An 18,856-nucleotide genomic window follows, 5' to 3' on the forward strand; every position below is an offset into this window, starting at 1 on the left:
AACATTATGAGTCTTAATTACCTGGATTTTGAACAGCCAATCGCAGAGCTTGAAGCGAAAATCGACTCGTTAAAATCGATTGGCCGTTCGGATGAGAAACACGATATTAATTTGGATGAGGAAGTGCAGCGTTTACGCGAAAAAAGCGTTGAGCTGACCCGTAAAATCTTCTCCGATTTAGGCGCATGGCAAGTGGCGCAACTCGCGCGTCATCCGCTGCGTCCTTACACACTGGACTATATCCGCAACGCGTTTGATGATTTCGACGAACTGGCTGGCGATCGTGCTTATGCCGATGATAAAGCGATTGTCGGCGGTATTGCCCGTCTTGACGGTCGTCCAGTGATGATCATTGGTCATCAGAAAGGTCGCGAAACCAAAGAGAAAATTCGTCGTAACTTCGGTATGCCGGCACCAGAAGGCTATCGCAAAGCGCTGCGTCTGATGGAAATGGCTGAACGCTTTAAGATGCCGCTGATCACCTTCATCGATACGCCGGGAGCTTATCCGGGCGTGGGTGCAGAAGAGCGCGGTCAGTCAGAAGCGATCGCACGCAACCTGCGTGAAATGTCTGGCCTGAAAATTCCGGTGATTTGTACCGTAATCGGCGAAGGCGGTTCCGGTGGTGCGCTGGCAATCGGCGTGGGTGATAAAGTCAACATGCTGCAGTACAGCACCTATTCGGTGATTTCACCGGAAGGTTGTGCGTCGATCCTGTGGAAAAGCGCCGATAAAGCTCCGCTGGCTGCGGAAGCGATGGGTATCACAGCTGAGCGTCTGAAAGAGCTGAAGCTGATCGATTCCATCATTCCTGAACCGCTGGGCGGCGCGCATCGTCAACCGGTAGATATGGCGGCTTCTCTTAAGCAGCAACTGCTGGCGGATCTGGCCGATCTCGATGTGCTGAGCACCGAAGAGTTGCTCAACCGTCGCTATCAGCGCCTGATGAACTACGGCTACGCTTGATACATCAGATCTAAGCAAGAAGCGGACCTTGGTCCGCTTTTTTTATGTCGAACGAACACCATTCTGATCAGCCATCCGTAGGGTAGCCATCCATGGCTAACTGGTTCGACGATTTCGCTGTGACTCCGGTGCAAGGTCCAGAAAAGACCAGCCCGATCGCAAAGAATAACTGCATCCATGCAGATCGGCCTCGCCATCCATGGCTCGGACGCTTTGCTCTTCGGGCTGGTCTTTCCTGTCCCCTTTGGCTTGATCGTGGCTTTTCTGGTGCATTAGCATTCGGTTGCAATCACTCAACAGCAGAGCATTCCAGGTTTATCCGCGCGCGGTTTTCGCTATCCTTATTCAGTGCCACAACACCACAGGAGGTGAGCATTGAATATTATTGCGATCATGGGACCGCACGGCGCTTTCTACAAAGATGAGCCTATTCGCGAACTGGATGCTGCCCTCAAGCTGCAAGGCTTCCAAACCGTTTACCCCAATAATGCCAGCGACCTGCTGAAGTTGATTGAACACAATCCGCGTATCTGCGGTGTGATTTTTGACTGGGACGATTACAGTCTGGCGCTGTGTAGCGACATCAATCAGCTTAATGAATATCTGCCGCTCTATGCCTTCATCAACACCCATTCGCAGATGGATGTCAGCATCAACGAGATGCGCATGGCGCTGCACTTCTTCGAGTATGCCCTGAGCGCTGCCGATGACATCGCGCTGCATATTCGTCAGTACACCGATGAGTACATCGATAACATCACGCCGCCGCTAACTAAAGCGTTGTTCACCTACGTCAAAGAGGGCAAATACACCTTCTGCACGCCGGGTCACATGGGCGGCAGCGCCTTCCAGAAAAGCCCGGTGGGCAGCCTGTTTTATGACTTCTTTGGCTCGAACACCTTAAAAGCGGATGTCTCGATCTCGGTCACGGAATTGGGTTCATTGCTCGATCACACCGGCCCGCATCTGGAAGCGGAGGAGTACGTTGCGCGCACCTTTGGCGCTGAGCAAAGCTACATGGTGACCAACGGCACCTCGACCTCGAACAAAATCGTCGGCATGTATGCGGCGCCTGTGGGTAGCACGGTGCTGATTGACCGCAACTGCCATAAATCGCTGACCCATTTGCTGATGATGAGCGACATCATCCCAATCTGGCTCAAACCGACGCGCAACGCGCTGGGCATTCTGGGCGGCATTCCGCAGCGCGAGTTTACGCGTGACAGCATCCAGCAAAAGGTCAACGCCACGCCGCGTGCCAGCTGGCCGGTGCATGCGGTAATCACCAACTCAACCTACGATGGCCTGCTGTACAACACGCAGTTCATCAAACAGACGTTGGATGTGCCATCGATCCACTTTGATTCTGCGTGGGTGCCGTACACCAATTTCCATCCGATCTATGCCGGTAAAAGCGGCATGAGCGGCGATCGTATTCCCGGCAAAGTGATTTATGAAACGCAATCGACGCACAAACTGTTAGCGGCGTTCTCGCAGGCTTCGCTGATTCACATCAAAGGCGATTACGACGAGCACACCTTCAACGAAGCCTACATGATGCACACCACCACCTCGCCGAGCTACGCGATTGTCTCGTCGATTGAAACCGCGGCGGCGATGCTGCGCGGCAATCCGGGTAAGCGACTGATCAACCGCTCGGTTGAACGTGCGCTCCATTTCCGTCGTGAGATTCAACGCTTGCGGGAAGAGTCTGACGGCTGGTTCTTTGATATCTGGCAGCCGGAGCAGGTCGATCAGGCCGAATGCTGGCCGATCCAGCCGGGCGAGGAGGATTGGCACGGTTTCACCCATGCCGATCGCGATCATATGTATCTCGATCCGATCAAAGTCACCATTCTGACGCCGGGCATGAGCGAGCTGGGTAACATGGCGGAAGAGGGCATTCCAGCCGCGCTGGTGGCGAAGTTCCTCGATCAGCGCGGCATCGTGGTGGAGAAAACCGGGCCATACAATCTGCTGTTCCTGTTCAGCATCGGCATCGATAAAACCAAAGCGATGAGCGTGCTGCGTGGGCTGACGGAGTTTAAGCGTGCATACGATCTCAACCTGCGCGTGAAAAACATGTTGCCGGATCTCTACGCTGAAGATCCCGACTTCTACCGCAACATGCGCATTCAAACGCTGGCGCAGGGTATTCATCAATTGATCCTGCAACATGATCTGCCTCGCCTGATGTTGAAAGCGTTCGACGTACTGCCGGAGATGAAGATGACGCCGCATCAGGCATTTCAGCGCCAGGTAAAAGGTCAGGTGGAAACGGTGGATATTCGCGAACTGGTGGGGCGCATTTCCGCCAACATGATTCTGCCGTATCCGCCTGGCGTGCCGGTGGTGATGCCGGGCGAGATGATCACCGAAGAGAGCCGTTCCGTACTCGATTTTCTGCTGATGCTCTGCACCATCGGCCGGCACTATCCCGGCTTCGAGACCGACATTCACGGTGCGACGTTGACGGACGATGGGCGCTATCTGGTGCGCGTATTGCGTGAAGATGATGAAGGCTAACTTAGGACAATCACCTCTTTTCATCGTCGCATTTGCCACGTAGGGTAAGCGGCTTATGTGAAAACCGGAGTCGCTATGCTGCAGATTAAACAGATCCATCACATCGCCATTATTGCCACCGATTATCAGCGCAGTAAGGCGTTTTATTGTGATGTGCTGGGCTTTGAATTGTTGGGTGAATATTACCGCGCCGAGCGTGACTCGTGGAAAGGCGATCTTGGCCTGAACGGGGTTTATACCATCGAACTGTTCTCTTTCCCCTCGCCGCCGCCACGCGTTAGTGGACCGGAAGCCTGCGGCCTGCGTCATCTGGCGTTTTGCGTTGAGGATGTTGAGCAGTCCATAGCGGCGCTGGCGGAGAAGGGCGTGACGTGTGAGCCGATTCGTATCGATGCGTTAACCGGTAAAGCCTGCACCTTCTTCCCCGATCCGGATGGTTTGCCGCTGGAGCTGTATCAGGCGTAAACTAGCGTCCGCCGCGAGCCGCAATTCGGTGGCTCGCCCGGACGGAACGCGCTCATGTCTTTATCTCATCTTGCTTCGCTGCTGACACCCGACGCTGGCTATGTGCTGGCGTTCAGCGGCGGACTTGATTCCACCGTGCTACTGCATCAATTGGTCTGCTGGCAACGTCAGCAGCCAGCGCTACGCGTGCGCGCGTTACACGTCCATCATGGTCTTAGCCCGAATGCCGATAGCTGGGCGCTGCATTGCCAGCAAGTTTGCCAGCAGTGGCAGATTCCCTGTGAAGTGCTGCATGTGCAGGTTGATGGCCGCGCCAACGGCATTGAAGCGGCTGCCCGCGAAGCACGCTATCAGGCGCTGTTTCAGCATCTGCAACCCGGTGAACACTTACTTACCGCTCAGCACCTTGACGATCAGGCGGAAACGTTGCTGCTGGCGTTAAAACGCGGCAGCGGACCGGCGGGTTTGGCCGCGATGCCGCTGCAGCGCAGCATGGGTGAACATCGGCATCTGCGTCCGTTGCTCGACGTTAGCCGTCAGCAGCTGGAAAACTATGCTACCGAGCATCAACTGCGCTGGATTGAAGATGAAAGCAACGCCGATAGCCGCTATGACCGCAACTTCCTGCGTCAGCAGATTCTGCCGCAGCTGCAGGCGCGCTGGCCGCACTTCAGTGCCGCCAGTGCACGCAGCGCCGCGCTCTGTGGCGAGCAGGAGCAACTGCTCGACGAGTTGCTGGCGGAACAGCTGGCGCAGCTTAGCGATGCGCAGGGCGCACTGCACTTCCCGCCGTTAATGAACATGAGCGAAGCGCGGCGTCATGCGCTTTTACGCCGCTGGATTGCTCAACAGGGCGGCGCGATGCCTTCGCGCGAGGCATTGAAACGCATCACCGATGAAGTCATCAACAGCCGTGAAGACGCCAAACCTTGTTTGCGTTTCGGCGCTTTTGAGCTGCGCCGCTATCGCCAGCAACTCTATTGGTTACCGCCGCAGCCTTCACTTAGTCAGCACTTGCTAACCTGGCAAGACCGCACGCAGCCGCTTAATTTACCCGCTGGTTTAGGTTCGCTGCACGCGAATGCGTGGATTGCCGAGCTGCGCCAGCCTGCAGCGGATGAAGCGATCACGATCCGCTTCCAGGCGCAGGGTTATTATCATATACAGGGGCGCGCAGGTGGCCGCGAGATGAAGAAGCTGTGGCAAGAGCTGGGCGTTGCGCCCTGGCAGCGCGAACGTATTCCGTTGATTTATTTTAACCAGACGTTAATTAGCGCGCCGGGGCTGTTTATTACCCGCGAAGGCGCAGCCAGCAACGAGCAAGGCTGGCAGGCGATCTGGTCACCACAACAATAAAATGGAGAGCAATGATGAAACTTTGGATGGCCGCGGCGTTATTCGCTGCGGCGCTGCCGGCGTTGGCCGACGGCGATGTGAATGCGGGGGCGCAAAAAGCGGCAAGCTGTATGGCGTGTCACGGTGCGGAGGGCAAAAGCGCGGTGCCGCTTTATCCCAATCTGGCCGGGCAACATGCGCCTTATCTGCTGCATTCACTGCAAGCCTATAAAAAAGGCGAGCGGAGCGGCGGCCAGGCGGAAGTGATGAAAGCGTTTGTAGCGGGATTGAGCGATCAGGATATGGCAGATTTATCGGCGTATTACAGTTCGTTAAAACCTTAAGCGAGGTGGGCGGGATGTGATTCCCGCCCGAGAGAGGTTTTACTCGTCTTCGCTGACGACGACGGTGCCCAGCTCCGGATGTGTGAAGCTGGCGATGTGGTCGAGCCGCACTTCGCGGGTCTCGCCTGAAAGATCGACGGCAAGGTACTCGACGTTTTTACGTGAGACCATGTCCACGGCTTTGGCCTTGAGCTGATCGCCGTTTTTTAACTCTAACGACAGCGTCCAATGTTTTTGGCAGGCGAGTTCAAGGTTGTCGTAATCATCGCAGTTGATGGGTTTGTAGGCTTCATTCGTCAACATAGTCGCTCACCAATAAGTTTGCAGCGGCATACGCTGCTTGTTCCCTGAGAGAAGAGTTTAGCGCAGAATCAGCGGCAATATCGTTGAGAGCCTTCAACGCACAACCTATGGCGTCTGGCACATACCCAAGGTCGCCGCTACCAATTTCGGCATACTTCTGGCGAACTAACTCACAATACTTTTGCACATACACCTCCTCAGCAGAGTTGATACTCTGGATGATAGGCGACTATATCACAGGAATTTCATCGAAATCAGCCCGGTCGTCACGGGAATGATGCAAGCAAATGGGCAAAAGTGACATTTCGCGCTGGTCTTATGCATTCAGCGTGCGCACAAAAGGTTAAGTTGATGAACAGGTTATTACGCGACGCAACGTCGAGCCAAACGGTAGGTGACAGATGATTGTGCTGTCTCGATCGCTTTCACTTGCAGATAATGAAGTGGAACTCAGTGCCATCCGTGCGCAAGGTGCCGGTGGCCAGCATGTGAATAAAACGTCGACGGCGATTCACCTGCGATTTGATATTCATGCCTCATCGCTGCCGCCGTTTTATAAAGAGCGACTGCTGGCGGCGAGCCATCATTTGATTACCGCGGAAGGCGTGGTGATCATCAAAGCACAGGAACATCGCAGCCAGGAAATGAATCGGGAAGCGGCCGTGCAGCGGCTGATAAATCTGATTCGGGAGTTAACCACGGTGGAAAAAGTGCGGCGTGCGACCAAACCGACGCACGGCTCTAAAGTGAGGCGGCTGGAAGGTAAAACGCGGCGCAGTAACGTGAAGGCGATGCGTGGAAAGGTGAAATAAAAAACGCCTCCGGCTGGAGGCGTTTTAGCGTTACTTGTTGAGTGCTTTCACCAGGAAGTCGACGATGTCATGTTGCTTAATCATCTGCTTCTCGCTGGCGGTACGCGCCTTGTACTCAATCTCTTCGTTATCGAGATTACGATCGCCAATTACGATGGTGTGCGGCACGCCAATCAGCTCCATATCCGCGAACATCACGCCTGGACGCTCTTTACGGTCATCCAGAATCACGTCAATGCCTTTGGCACGCAGCGTGTTGTACAGCTCTTCAGCCAACTGCTGCACACGGAAAGATTTGTGCATATTCATTGGCAGAATGGCCACTTCAAACGGTGCCAATGCCGCAGGCCAGATGATGCCACGCTCGTCGTTGTTCTGCTCAATTGCCGCCGCCACAACGCGCGTGATACCGATGCCGTAGCAGCCCATGGTCATCACCTGGTTACGACCATCTTCGCCCTGAACCGCTGCTTTCATCGCTTCGGAGTACTTGGTACCCAGCTGGAAGATGTGGCCCACTTCGATACCGCGTTTAATCAGCAGCGTACCTTTGCCGTCTGGGCTTGGATCGCCTTCCACCACGTTACGGATATCTTCCACGCGCGGTTCTGGCAGATCGCGGCCCCAGTTGATGCCGCTCAGGTGTTTGCCATCAATGTTGGCACCCGCGCAGAAGTCAGCTGTTTTTGCCACAGTACGATCGGCGATCACTGGCATGGTCAAACCGACCGGGCCGAGCGAGCCTGGACCGGCACCCAGCAGCGCGCGAATCTGTTCTTCGCTCGCCATCTCCAGCGGTTCAGCGACGATATCCAGCTTCTCCGCTTTAATTTCGTTCAGCTGATGATCGCCGCGCAGCAGCAGGGCAACCAGCGTGTGGCCGCTCTCTTCGGTGGCTTTGACGAACAGCGTCTTAACGGTTTTCTCAATCGGCAACTGATGTTGCTCAACCAGCTCGGCGATAGTCTTGGCGTTTGGCGTATCGAACTGCGTCATGGCTTCTGTGGCCTGCGGACGCTCGCCAGCCGGCGCTAAGGCCTCGGCTTTTTCAATGTTGGCCGCGTAATCGGATTCGCTGGAGAAGATCACGTCATCTTCACCGCTCAGCGCCAGCACCTGGAATTCATGTGATGCGCTGCCGCCGATAGAACCGGTGTCAGCTTGTACGGCGCGGAAATCCAGGCCCATACGGCTGAAGCTCTGGCTGTAGGCGCGGTACATCGCGTCGTAGGTTTCCTGCAGCGATTCCTGCGTGGTGTGGAACGAGTAAGCATCTTTCATGATGAACTCGCGTGAACGCATCACACCAAAACGCGGGCGCACTTCATCGCGGAATTTGGTCTGGATCTGATACAGATTGAGCGGCAGCTGTTTATAAGAGCTCAGCTCGTTGCGAATCAAATCGGTGACCACTTCTTCGTGGGTTGGACCCAGCACGAAGGGACGTTCGTGACGATCTTTAATGCGCAGCAGTTCCGGGCCGTATTGCTCCCAACGGCCGCTCTCTTCCCACAGATCGGCAGGCTGAACCACCGGCATGGAGATCTCAATCGCACCGGCGTTGTTCATCTCTTCACGCACGATGTTTTCAACTTTTCGCAGCACGCGAATCCCGGTCGGCAACCAGGTGTAGAGACCGGAAGCCAGTTTGCGGATCATGCCGGCGCGCAGCATCAGCTGGTGGCTGATCACTTCTGCATCGGAAGGTGTCTCCTTCAGAGTGGAGAGCAGATATTGAGTAGTACGCATTGATTACGATTCCAGTTATACGGAAGGAAACTGACAAAATTTTTCTGGCGGCTAGTGTACCAGCGAGATCAATCACTCAAAAGCGGGTTTTAACGGGGATCGAGGGCGATCACCTCGGTTCCTGCCTCATCAATGCGCCAGCGCACGTTAAAGTCGAGTAGCCAGGCGGCATATTCACGATCTTCCGTCTCACCTTTACGGTAAGCCGGGCGCGGATCCTGTGCCAGCACTTCGCTAATGAAACGCGCTAGCTGCGGATGGGTTTTCTGCTGCAGCTGAAGCTGGCTCTGCGCCAGCGGCGAAAAGCACACCGGCATGGTGGCATCAGGCGCCGCCTGCGCAAACCCGGCGCGCGCATCAGGCAGCGCTTCGGCGAACGGCAGATAAGGTTTGATATCCACCACCGGCGTGCCATCGACTAAATCGAGGCTGCCGAGCTGCAAGATCACCTGCTGCTTCTCGCAGCGAATGCCTTTTAACTCAACCAGCGACATGCCGATAGGATTGGGGCGGAAGGTTGAACGGGTGGCAAACACGCCCATACGCGCATTGCCACCGAGGCGCGGGGGACGCACGGTCGGACGCCAGCCACCTTCCATCGTTTGGTGGAACACAAACAGCACCCACAAATGACTAAACGCTTCCAGCCCGCGCACCGCTTCCGGCTGATTGTAAGGTGGTAGCAGATGCAGCTCGCCGCCGCCATCCTGCACCAGACCGGGCTGGCGCGGGACGGCAAACTTCTCTTTCCACGGCGAACGAATTACGCCGATTTGCGCAAAGGCAAACTCACTCATTGATTTGATACTTTCAGTGCGGAGCCCTGGCAAATGGCCTGGCGATAGCATCCCGGCGTGCTGGTGACAATTTCGCACTTATGCAGCAGGACGGCGTTGGCTTTCATGCCGGCTGCGCGAATCTGCAGGCGCTTGCGCGCGGTGTTGATGTTAGGAGGCGAATCCTGGCTGCTGCTCTGGCAATCTTCAGCAGAGACTTCGCCCAAATCGCGGAACGGGTTGCTGACCAGATCGGTCGCATCGGTGTAGATCTTCACCGGCGCGGGACGTGGAGTCGGTTTACGTTGTGGTTCGCTGGATGCCTGTTGCGGACGAGAAGGAGCACTGCTTATCGGGTGATATTCACGCACACACCCGGTTAGCATCAATGCTAACAAGCAGAGCGGTAAAAAACGCATGGCAACATCCTCAAGTAATAAAAAAGTGGCGTTATTGAAACAAGGACGACAATAAATAACAAGTCAGGTGCAATTTATGGCAAAAGAAAGGGCGGCCGAAGCCGCCCTGCAAGGCATGAAAGGTGAACATTACCAGCCTTTCACTGCGCCGCCGTTGAAGATCTTGTTGGCCGCTTCAGACACTTCGTCTGATTGGTAAGCCTGCACAAACTTCTTCACGTTCTCAGCGTCTTTGTTGTCTTCGCGGCTGACAATCAGGTTCACGTAAGGTGAATCTTTGTCTTCCACGAAGATGCCATCTTTCGCTGGCGTCAGACCAATCTGGCTGGCGTACGTGGTGTTGATCACCGCCAGTGCGATCTGCTGATCGTCAAGTGAACGTGGCAGCTGCGGCGCTTCCAGCTCAACGATCTTCAGCTTTTTCGGGTTCTCAGTGATATCCAGTGAGGTTGGCAGCAGGCCAACGCCATCTTTCAGTTTGATCAGGCCGACTTTCTGCAGCAGCAACAGTGAACGTCCCAGGTTGGTTGGATCGTTCGGGATAGCAACCTGTGAACCGTCCTGCAGTTCATCCAGTGATTTGATTTTCTTCGAGTAGCCGGCGATTGGGTAAACGAAGGTGTTCGCCACAATGGCCAGCTTGTAACCGCGATCTTTGATCTGCTGATCCAGATACGGCTTATGCTGGAAGGCGTTAACGTCAATATCACCTTTGCTCAGCGCTTCGTTTGGCAGCACGTAATCGTTAAAGGTCACTAGCTCAACATCGAGGCCATATTTCTCTTTCGCCACTTTCACTGCAGTTTCAGCAACCTGCTGTTCAGCGCCGACAATCACACCCACTTTAATGTGGTTTGGATCTTTTGCTTTCTGATCGCATCCTGCCAGCGCAATTGCGCCAATCAGAGCACCCACAGCGGCAATCTTTTTAAATGTAAAAGACATATCCTTTCCTTAATAGAGGACTATTGATGTTGCTTGCTTACTTATGGGACACAGCACGTACAATGCGGTCGCCACAGAATTGGATTAAATAGACCAGCACAACCAGCAAAACCAGCACGGTGTTCATTACGGTGGCGTTATAGCCAATGTAACCGTATTGATAGCCAATCTGGCCCAAACCGCCTGCGCCAACCGCTCCGCCCATTGCGGAGTAGCCAACCAGCGTAATCAGGGTAATTGTAGCGGCATTCACCAGACCTGGCAGCGCTTCCGGCAGCAGGACTTTACGCACGATCTGCAGCGGGGTGGCGCCCATGGCGCGAGATGCTTCGATCAATCCGGTTGGCAGTTCCAGCAGGGCGTTTTCCACCATACGTGCAATAAACGGCGCGGCGCCGACGGTTAGCGGCACAATCGCGGCTTGCAAGCCAATCGAGGTGCCGACTATGGCGCGGGTGAACGGAATCATCCATACCAGCAGGATAATGAACGGAATCGAACGGAAGATATTCACCAGCGCCGACAGCACGCGATAAAGCGCGTTGTTGGCCAGAATCTGGCCGGGACGCGTCACATACAGCAGCACGCCAATCGGAAGACCGAGGACAAAACCAAAGAAACCAGAGACGAAGGTCATCATCAGCGTTTCCCAGACGCCACGCGTCAGTAACCACATCATCGCTTCAGACATAACCCAACACCTCTACTTTCACATGATTTTCTTTCAGCCAGGCAATCGCGGCTTGTGTATCTGTTTCACTGCCATCCATCTCAGCCAGCATGATGCCGAACTTCACGCCGCCGGCGTAATCCATCTGCGCACTGATGATGTTGTTATTAACGTTAAAGCGTCGAGCCGATTCTGACAGTAGCGGAGCATCCACCGATTTGCCGGTGAACTCCAGACGCAGCAGCGGCACGCTATCAGCTGTTGGCTGTGGCGCCATGCGTTGCTGGTAGTCGTCGGGGATATCCAGATGCAGCGTCGATTGAATAAATTGTTGCGCCAGCGGCGTTTTCGGATGCGAAAACACTTCGCTCACGCTGTCTTTTTCAATTAACTCACCATTGCTGATCACCGCAACCTGATCGCAGATGCGTTTCACCACATCCATTTCATGGGTGATCAATAGAATGGTAATGCCCAGACGACGGTTAATGTCCTTAAGCAGCTCCAGAATCGAACGCGTGGTTGCAGGATCCAGTGCGCTGGTGGCTTCATCACACAGCAGCACCTTAGGATTGCTCGCCAGTGCGCGGGCAATCGCAACACGCTGCTTTTGTCCGCCAGAGAGATTCGCTGGCCAGCTATCATGCTTGTCTGATAATCCCACCAGATCCAGCAATTCGCTAACGCGCTTCTTTATCTGTTCGCGCGAAAGATTGCCTAACTCTAATGGCAGCGCCACGTTACCGGAGACGGTGCGGGAGTTCATCAGATTAAAGTGCTGGAAAATCATGCCAATCTGGCGGCGTGCCAGCGTCAATTGGCCAGAAGAAAGGGTGGTTAATTCCTGGCCATCAACCAGCACGCGTCCGGAGGTTGGGCGCTCCAGCAGATTGACGCAGCGAATCAGGGTACTTTTACCGGCACCGGAGGAACCGATGACGCCATAGATCTGTCCAGCAGGCACATGCAGGCTGACGTTGGATAGCGCCTGAATGGTGCGTGAGCCTTGCTGGAACACTTTGGTGATATTTTCGAGTTTAATCATTAGTTTATTTATTATCGTGTTGCATAATCCGTGGTGTATCGGGCTTCACTCAGCAGGGCTGTGCGAAATTTGGATGGATGTTAAGGCATCCAGACGGCTAAATCAATGGAAGTCATTCAAACTGCCATTCTCTCGCTATACGCAATCATGCGATACTTAGCGACACATTTTCAGCAGGAGTTTCTACGTGGCGAACAAAGTCCCGGCTATTTTTCTTGATCGTGATGGCACATTGAATGTTGATCACGGCTATGTTCATGAAATCGATAATTTCGAATTCATTAATGGCACCATCGAAGCGCTACAGGCGTTAAAGAAGATGGGCTATGCGCTGGTACTGGTGACTAACCAGTCGGGCATTGCGCGTGGCATGTTTACCGAAGACCAGTTTATGCAACTCACAGAATGGATGGATTGGTCGCTGGCCGATCGTGATGTTGATTTGGATGGCATCTATTTCTGTCCGCATTTGCCAGATGCCACGGTAGAAGCGTATCGCCAGCAGTGTGATTGCCGTAAGCCGCAGCCGGGCATGTTGCTCTCCGCGCAGCAGCATCTGGATATCGATATGGCTTCTTCTTATATGGTAGGCGACAAAATAGAAGATATGCAGGCGGCGTTAGCAGCGGGTGTGGGTACCAAAGTGCTGGTGCGTAGTGGCAAGCCGGTAACGGCAGAAGGGGAAGCAGTGGCGGATTGGGTGATTAACAGTCTGGCAGAGCTGCCAGCACGCATCAAAAAGGCCTGAAAACGGGTCTTTTGCGCAAATTTCAAGCGAACAGCAAAAAACTTGAAATTTGCACTTGTCAGCTCCGAATAACTCCCTATAATGCGCCACCACTGAGACGGCAAAGCGGCAACGCAGACGGCTTGGCAGGGAGTGAAGAAATTCATCCCGCCGGATGAAAGCGCTGAAAAAAGTGTTTGACTCCGAAGGAGAGTAGCGTAGTATACGCCACCTCGCGACAGACGGTTCAGCCGCTGTTCGCAACGCTCTTTAACAATTTATCAGACAATCTGTGTGGGCACTCGCAGGATTGATATCAGCGTCTCCGGACGCAAAAAAAATATCAAAGCCTCACGAGTGAACACATAATGAAATTCATTATGACGTTTTACAGATGAGCACCGCTGAACTGGTTTCAGCAAATCAAACTTAAATTGAAGAGTTTGATCATGGCTCAGATTGAACGCTGGCGGCAGGCCTAACACATGCAAGTCGAACGGTAGCACAGAGAGCTTGCTCTCGGGTGACGAGTGGCGGACGGGTGAGTAACGTCTGGGAAACTGCCCGATGGAGGGGGATAACTACTGGAAACGGTAGCTAATACCGCATAACGTCGCAAGACCAAAGTGGGGGACCTTCGGGCCTCACACCATCGGATGTGCCCAGATGGGATTAGCTAGTAGGTGGGGTAATGGCTCACCTAGGCGACGATCCCTAGCTGGTCTGAGAGGATGACCAGCCACACTGGAACTGAGACACGGTCCAGACTCCTACGGGAGGCAGCAGTGGGGAATATTGCACAATGGGCGCAAGCCTGATGCAGCCATGCCGCGTGTATGAAGAAGGCCTTCGGGTTGTAAAGTACTTTCAGCGGGGAGGAAGGCGGTGAAGTTAATAGCTTCACCGATTGACGTTACCCGCAGAAGAAGCACCGGCTAACTCCGTGCCAGCAGCCGCGGTAATACGGAGGGTGCAAGCGTTAATCGGAATTACTGGGCGTAAAGCGCACGCAGGCGGTCTGTCAAGTCGGATGTGAAATCCCCGGGCTTAACCTGGGAACTGCATTCGAAACTGGCAGGCTGGAGTCTTGTAGAGGGGGTAGAATTCCAGGTGTAGCGGTGAAATGCGTAGAGATCTGGAGGAATACCGGTGGCGAAGGCGGCCCCCTGGACAAAGACTGACGCTCAGGTGCGAAAGCGTGGGGAGCAAACAGGATTAGATACCCTGGTAGTCCACGCCGTAAACGATGTCGACTTGGAGGTTGTTCCCTTGAGGAGTGGCTTCCGGAGCTAACGCGTTAAGTCGACCGCCTGGGGAGTACGGCCGCAAGGTTAAAACTCAAATGAATTGACGGGGGCCCGCACAAGCGGTGGAGCATGTGGTTTAATTCGATGCAACGCGAAGAACCTTACCTACTCTTGACATCCAGAGAACTTAGCAGAGATGCTTTGGTGCCTTCGGGAACTCTGAGACAGGTGCTGCATGGCTGTCGTCAGCTCGTGTTGTGAAATGTTGGGTTAAGTCCCGCAACGAGCGCAACCCTTATCCTTTGTTGCCAGCGGTTCGGCCGGGAACTCAAAGGAGACTGCCAGTGATAAACTGGAGGAAGGTGGGGATGACGTCAAGTCATCATGGCCCTTACGAGTAGGGCTACACACGTGCTACAATGGCGCATACAAAGAGAAGCGACCTCGCGAGAGCAAGCGGACCTCATAAAGTGCGTCGTAGTCCGGATCGGAGTCTGCAACTCGACTCCGTGAAGTCGGAATCGCTAGTAATCGTAGATCAGAATGCTACGGTGAATACGTTCCCGGGCCTTGTACACACCGCCCGTCACACCATGGGAGTGGGTTGCAAAAGAAGTAGGTAGCTTAACCTTCGGGAGGGCGCTTACCACTTTGTGATTCATGACTGGGGTGAAGTCGTAACAAGGTAACCGTAGGGGAACCTGCGGTTGGATCACCTCCTTACCTGAAGATACCTTCCCGCGAAGTGCTCACACAGATTGTCTGATAGAAAGTAATGAGCAAGACGGCTGCGAAGTCGTGACACTATCGTGTCCCCTTCGTCTAGCGGTTAGGACTCCGCCCTTTCACGGCGGCAACAGGGGTTCGAATCCCCTAGGGGACGCCACTTGCTTGGTGACAGGTGAAAGGTGTCTCCACGACGTATCTCAAACGAAGCTTACGAGCTGCGTCTGAGATACTGCTCTTTAACAATCCGGAACAAGCTGAAAATTGAAACGACGTATCGTCTTCATTCTCCGTAATAAGAATGAAGCGGCGATATGTTCGAGTCTCTCAAATGCTTGCAGTCTGCGCGCGTTGCAAAACGCCTGTGGGTTGTGAGGTTAAGCGACTAAGCGTACACGGTGGATGCCCTGGCAGTCAGAGGCGATGAAGGACGTGCTAATCTGCGTAAAGCGTCGGTAAGGTGATATGAACCGCTACAGCCGACGATGTCCGAATGGGGAAACCCGGTGCACCCAGTGCATCATCGCAACATGAATACATAGTGTTGCGAGGCGAACCCGGGGAACTGAAACATCTAAGTACCCGGAGGAAAAGAAATCAACCGAGATTCCCCCAGTAGCGGCGAGCGAACGGGGAACAGCCCAGAACCTGAATCAGTTTGTGCGTTAGTGGAAGCGTCTGGAAAGTCGCGCGATACCGGGTGACAGCCCCGTACACGAAAGTGCACAGATTGTGAGTTCGAAGAGTAGGGCGGGACACGTGGTATCCTGTCTGAATATGGGGGGACCATCCTCCAAGGCTAAATACTCCTGACTGACCGATAGTGAACCAGTACCGTGAGGGAAAGGCGAAAAGAACCCCGGCGAGGGGAGTGAAACAGAACCTGAAACCGTGTACGTACAAGCAGTGGGAGCCTCTTTATGGGGTGACTGCGTACCTTTTGTATAATGGGTCAGCGACTTATATTCTGTAGCAAGGTTAACCGTATAGGGGAGCCGCAGGGAAACCGAGTCTTAACTGGGCGTTAAGTTGCAGGGTATAGACCCGAAACCCGGTGATCTAGCCATGGGCAGGTTGAAGGTTGGGTAACACTAACTGGAGGACCGAACCGACTAATGTTGAAAAATTAGCGGATGACTTGTGGCTGGGGGTGAAAGGCCAATCAAACCGGGAGATAGCTGGTTCTCCCCGAAAGCTATTTAGGTAGCGCCTCGTGAACTCATCTCCGGGGGTAGAGCACTGTTTCGGCTAGGGGGCCATCCCGGCTTACCAACCCGATGCAAACTGCGAATACCGGAGAATGTTATCACGGGAGACACACGGCGGGTGCTAACGTCCGTCGTGAAGAGGGAAACAACCCAGACCGCCAGCTAAGGTCCCAAAGTCATGGTTAAGTGGGAAACGATGTGGGAAGGCACAGACAGCCAGGATGTTGGCTTAGAAGCAGCCATCATTTAAAGAAAGCGTAATAGCTCACTGGTCGAGTCGGCCTGCGCGGAAGATGTAACGGGGCTAAACCATGCACCGAAGCTGCGGCAGCGACGCGTATGCGTTGTTGGGTAGGGGAGCGTTCTGTAAGCCGTTGAAGGTGTGCTGTGAGGCATGCTGGAGGTATCAGAAGTGCGAATGCTGACATAAGTAACGATAAAGCGGGTGAAAAGCCCGCTCGCCGGAAGACCAAGGGTTCCTGTTCAACGTTAATCGGAGCAGGGTGAGTCGACCCCTAAGGCGAGGCTGAAAAGCGTAGTCGATGGGAAGCAGGTTAATATTCCTGCACTTGGTGTTACTGCGAAGGGGGGACGGAGAAGGCTAGGTTATCCGGGCGACGGTTGTCCCGGTTTAAGCGTGTAGGCGGAGAGTTCAGGTAAATCCGGACTCTTATTAACGCTGAGGCGTGACGACGAGCCACCACGGTGGTGAAGTAACTGATGCCCTGCTTCCAGGAAAAGCCTCTAAGCTCCAGGTAACACGAAATCGTACCCCAAACCGACACAGGTGGTCAGGTAGAGAATACCAAGGCGCTTGAGAGAACTCGGGTGAAGGAACTAGGCAAAATGGTGCCGTAACTTCGGGAGAAGGCACGCTGTCATCAGGTGAAGTCCCTCGCGGATGGAGCTGAAGGCAGTCGAAGATACCAGCTGGCTGCAACTGTTTATTAAAAACACAGCACTGTGCAAACACGAAAGTGGACGTATACGGTGTGACGCCTGCCCGGTGCCGGAAGGTTAATTGATGGGGTTATCCGCAAGGAGAAGCTCTTGATCGAAGCCCCGGTAAACGGCGGCCGTAACTATAACGGTCCTAAGGTAGCGAAATTCCTTGTCGGGTAAGTTCCGACCTGCACGAATGGCGTAATGATGGCCAGGCTGTCTCCACCCGAGACTCAGTGAAATTGAAATCGCTGTGAAGATGCAGTGTACCCGCGGCAAGACGGAAAGACCCCGTGAACCTTTACTATAGCTTGACACTGAACATTGAGCCTTGATGTGTAGGATAGGTGGGAGGCTTTGAAGCGTGGACGCCAGTCTGCGTGGAGCCAACCTTGAAATACCACCCTTTAATGTTTGATGTTCTAACGTAGGCCCGTAATCCGGGCTGCGGACAGTGTCTGGTGGGTAGTTTGACTGGGGCGGTCTCCTCCCAAAGAGTAACGGAGGAGCACGAAGGTTGGCTAATCCTGGTCGGACATCAGGAGGTTAGTGCAATGGCATAAGCCAGCTTGACTGCGAGAGTGACGGCTCGAGCAGGTGCGAAAGCAGGTCATAGTGATCCGGTGGTTCTGAATGGAAGGGCCATCGCTCAACGGATAAAAGGTACTCCGGGGATAACAGGCTGATACCGCCCAAGAGTTCATATCGACGGCGGTGTTTGGCACCTCGATGTCGGCTCATCACATCCTGGGGCTGAAGTAGGTCCCAAGGGTACGGCTGTTCGCCGTTTAAAGTGGTACGCGAGCTGGGTTTAGAACGTCGTGAGACAGTTCGGTCCCTATCTGCCGTGGGCGCTGGAGAATTGAGGGGGGTTGCTCCTAGTACGAGAGGACCGGAGTGAACGCACCACTGGTGTTCGGGTTGTCATGCCAATGGCACTGCCCGGTAGCTAAGTGCGGAAAAGATAAGTGCTGAAAGCATCTAAGCACGAAACTTGCCCCGAGATGAGTTCTCCCTGACCCCTTGAGGGTCCTGAAGGGACGTTGAAGACTACGACGTTGATAGGCCGGGTGTGTAAGCGCAGCGATGCGTTGAGCTAACCGGTACTAATGACCCGTGAGGCTTAACCTTACAACGCCAGAGGCGTTTTGGTCTGAGAGACCGGATATTTTCAGCTTGTTTACGGATTAAAGAATCAGCGGAGGCGAATGTTATTCGTTTTTGCACAAAGAATTTGCCTGGCGGCTTTAGCGCGGTGGTCCCACCTGACCCCATGCCGAACTCAGAAGTGAAACGCCGTAGCGCCGATGGTAGTGTGGGGCCTCCCCATGCGAGAGTAGGGAACTGCCAGGCATCAATTTAAGACCCGTTACCGGGTCGTGACCTTCCCTGTGACGCGGGAAGGGCGAAACACCTGGAATCAGAACGATTGTCTGATATCAGTACAGAATCGGTGGAGCGGTAGTTCAGTTGGTTAGAATACCTGCCTGTCACGCAGGGGGTCGCGGGTTCGAGCCCCGTCCGTTCCGCCACTTAATTGATAAGCCCTGACTGAAAAGTCAGGGCTTTTTCATATCTGCAATTTTTTTCATTATTGTTGATAAAAAATCAAAATTCTTCTGCTTATAAACGGATTTTTCAGCAACAATAA

The 18,856-nt window shown here is 54.0% G+C and carries 15 protein-coding genes, 2 tRNA genes and 3 rRNA genes; 12 read left to right on the plus strand and 8 right to left on the minus strand.

All coding sequences use genetic code 11. The features are described from left to right. Positions 1 to 6: 6 nt before the first annotated feature. From accA to FCN45_RS03905, 5 genes are all read left to right on the plus strand, one after another. Positions 7 to 966 (plus strand): acetyl-CoA carboxylase carboxyl transferase subunit alpha, encoded by a 960-nt coding sequence (gene accA, locus FCN45_RS03885; protein WP_101762038.1) that lies wholly within the window; start codon positions 7 to 9, stop codon positions 964 to 966. A gap of 375 nt (positions 967 to 1,341) precedes the next feature. Then, complete coding sequence (locus FCN45_RS03890; protein ID WP_137385196.1) at positions 1,342 to 3,492, plus strand: lysine decarboxylase LdcC; 2,151 nt, start codon at positions 1,342 to 1,344, stop codon at positions 3,490 to 3,492. 75 nt (positions 3,493 to 3,567) lie between these two features. Then, on the plus strand, positions 3,568 to 3,957 hold the full coding sequence (locus tag FCN45_RS03895; RefSeq protein WP_008108470.1) for a VOC family protein: 390 nt from the start codon (positions 3,568 to 3,570) through the stop codon (positions 3,955 to 3,957). Positions 3,958 to 4,011: 54 nt separating this feature from the next. Continuing rightward, a complete protein-coding gene (tilS, locus tag FCN45_RS03900; RefSeq protein ID WP_137385197.1) occupies positions 4,012 to 5,313 on the plus strand; it encodes a tRNA lysidine(34) synthetase TilS in 1,302 nt (433 codons plus the stop codon). A 14-nt stretch (positions 5,314 to 5,327) separates the two neighbouring features. Further along, on the plus strand, positions 5,328 to 5,636 hold the full coding sequence (locus FCN45_RS03905; RefSeq protein ID WP_101762035.1) for a cytochrome c: 309 nt from the start codon (positions 5,328 to 5,330) through the stop codon (positions 5,634 to 5,636). A 39-nt stretch (positions 5,637 to 5,675) separates the two neighbouring features. On the opposite strand, the gene rof is transcribed toward FCN45_RS03905, so the two are convergent. Beyond that, entirely contained in the window at positions 5,676 to 5,939 is a 264-nt protein-coding gene (gene rof / locus FCN45_RS03910) for a Rho-binding antiterminator (RefSeq protein ID WP_101762034.1), read from the minus strand. Beyond that, positions 5,926 to 6,126 (minus strand): YaeP family protein, encoded by a 201-nt coding sequence (locus tag FCN45_RS03915; protein ID WP_036622231.1) that lies wholly within the window; start codon positions 6,124 to 6,126, stop codon positions 5,926 to 5,928. The genes rof and FCN45_RS03915 overlap by 14 nt, the downstream gene beginning before the upstream one ends. Positions 6,127 to 6,340: 214 nt before the next feature. Between FCN45_RS03915 and arfB the strand changes: the two genes are divergently transcribed. Continuing rightward, complete coding sequence (gene arfB, locus FCN45_RS03920) at positions 6,341 to 6,751, plus strand: alternative ribosome rescue aminoacyl-tRNA hydrolase ArfB (RefSeq protein ID WP_137385198.1); 411 nt, start codon at positions 6,341 to 6,343, stop codon at positions 6,749 to 6,751. Positions 6,752 to 6,781: 30 nt separating this feature from the next. Here the strand turns inward: arfB and proS are convergent, their stop codons facing one another. From proS to metN, 6 genes are all read right to left on the minus strand, one after another. Continuing rightward, positions 6,782 to 8,500, minus strand: a complete 1,719-nt coding sequence (gene proS / locus FCN45_RS03925; protein ID WP_110867580.1) for a proline--tRNA ligase — start codon at positions 8,498 to 8,500, stop codon at positions 6,782 to 6,784. Positions 8,501 to 8,589: 89 nt separating this feature from the next. Further along, complete coding sequence (gene tsaA, locus FCN45_RS03930; protein WP_137385199.1) at positions 8,590 to 9,297, minus strand: tRNA (N6-threonylcarbamoyladenosine(37)-N6)-methyltransferase TrmO; 708 nt, start codon at positions 9,295 to 9,297, stop codon at positions 8,590 to 8,592. Continuing rightward, positions 9,294 to 9,695, minus strand: a complete 402-nt coding sequence (gene rcsF / locus FCN45_RS03935) for an Rcs stress response system protein RcsF (protein ID WP_101762030.1) — start codon at positions 9,693 to 9,695, stop codon at positions 9,294 to 9,296. The genes tsaA and rcsF overlap by 4 nt, the downstream gene beginning before the upstream one ends. Before the next feature lie 129 nt (positions 9,696 to 9,824). Further along, the gene (locus FCN45_RS03940) at positions 9,825 to 10,640 is read right to left on the minus strand and encodes a MetQ/NlpA family lipoprotein (protein WP_110867582.1); all 816 of its coding nucleotides are present in this window, start codon (positions 10,638 to 10,640) and stop codon (positions 9,825 to 9,827) included. Between the two features lie 37 nt (positions 10,641 to 10,677). Further along, a complete protein-coding gene (locus FCN45_RS03945; protein WP_101762028.1) occupies positions 10,678 to 11,331 on the minus strand; it encodes a methionine ABC transporter permease MetI in 654 nt (217 codons plus the stop codon). After that, positions 11,324 to 12,355: a methionine ABC transporter ATP-binding protein MetN gene (metN, locus tag FCN45_RS03950; RefSeq protein ID WP_101762027.1), complete on the minus strand. Its 1,032-nt coding sequence runs from the start codon at positions 12,353 to 12,355 to the stop codon at positions 11,324 to 11,326. The genes FCN45_RS03945 and metN overlap by 8 nt, the downstream gene beginning before the upstream one ends. A gap of 187 nt (positions 12,356 to 12,542) precedes the next feature. Between metN and gmhB the strand changes: the two genes are divergently transcribed. From gmhB to FCN45_RS03980, 6 genes are all read left to right on the plus strand, one after another. Then, entirely contained in the window at positions 12,543 to 13,103 is a 561-nt protein-coding gene (gmhB, locus tag FCN45_RS03955) for a D-glycero-beta-D-manno-heptose 1,7-bisphosphate 7-phosphatase (RefSeq protein ID WP_137385200.1), read from the plus strand. A gap of 410 nt (positions 13,104 to 13,513) precedes the next feature. Continuing rightward, a 16S ribosomal RNA gene (locus tag FCN45_RS03960) occupies positions 13,514 to 15,052 on the plus strand. Between the two features lie 88 nt (positions 15,053 to 15,140). After that, positions 15,141 to 15,215 (plus strand) — tRNA-Glu (locus FCN45_RS03965). Between the two features lie 215 nt (positions 15,216 to 15,430). After that, positions 15,431 to 18,336, plus strand: a 23S ribosomal RNA gene (locus tag FCN45_RS03970). A gap of 106 nt (positions 18,337 to 18,442) precedes the next feature. Then, positions 18,443 to 18,558 (plus strand): 5S ribosomal RNA (gene rrf / locus FCN45_RS03975). The 16S, 23S and 5S rRNA genes sit together here with 2 tRNA genes alongside, the layout of an rRNA operon. A 102-nt stretch (positions 18,559 to 18,660) precedes the next feature. Continuing rightward, positions 18,661 to 18,737 (plus strand) — tRNA-Asp (locus FCN45_RS03980). The last annotated feature ends 119 nt before the right edge of the window (positions 18,738 to 18,856 follow it).

It is taken from the genome of Pantoea sp. SO10, assembly GCF_005281435.1.
In the GTDB taxonomy this organism is placed as follows: domain Bacteria; phylum Pseudomonadota; class Gammaproteobacteria; order Enterobacterales; family Enterobacteriaceae; genus Pantoea; species Pantoea leporis.

Coding starts and splice junctions, on each gene's coding strand:
- tilS (WP_137385197.1), top strand. CDS start 4,012: ATGTCTTTATCTCATCTTGCTTCGCTGCTGACACCCGACGCTGGCTAT.
- FCN45_RS03895 (WP_008108470.1), top strand. CDS start 3,568: ATGCTGCAGATTAAACAGATCCATCACATCGCCATTATTGCCACCGAT.
- FCN45_RS03905 (WP_101762035.1), top strand. CDS start 5,328: ATGAAACTTTGGATGGCCGCGGCGTTATTCGCTGCGGCGCTGCCGGCG.
- FCN45_RS03940 (WP_110867582.1), bottom strand. CDS start 10,640: ATGTCTTTTACATTTAAAAAGATTGCCGCTGTGGGTGCTCTGATTGGC.
- tsaA (WP_137385199.1), bottom strand. CDS start 9,297: ATGAGTGAGTTTGCCTTTGCGCAAATCGGCGTAATTCGTTCGCCGTGG.
- arfB (WP_137385198.1), top strand. CDS start 6,341: ATGATTGTGCTGTCTCGATCGCTTTCACTTGCAGATAATGAAGTGGAA.
- accA (WP_101762038.1), top strand. CDS start 7: ATGAGTCTTAATTACCTGGATTTTGAACAGCCAATCGCAGAGCTTGAA.
- proS (WP_110867580.1), bottom strand. CDS start 8,500: ATGCGTACTACTCAATATCTGCTCTCCACTCTGAAGGAGACACCTTCC.
- rof (WP_101762034.1), bottom strand. CDS start 5,939: ATGTTGACGAATGAAGCCTACAAACCCATCAACTGCGATGATTACGAC.
- metN (WP_101762027.1), bottom strand. CDS start 12,355: ATGATTAAACTCGAAAATATCACCAAAGTGTTCCAGCAAGGCTCACGC.
- FCN45_RS03945 (WP_101762028.1), bottom strand. CDS start 11,331: ATGTCTGAAGCGATGATGTGGTTACTGACGCGTGGCGTCTGGGAAACG.
- rcsF (WP_101762030.1), bottom strand. CDS start 9,695: ATGCGTTTTTTACCGCTCTGCTTGTTAGCATTGATGCTAACCGGGTGT.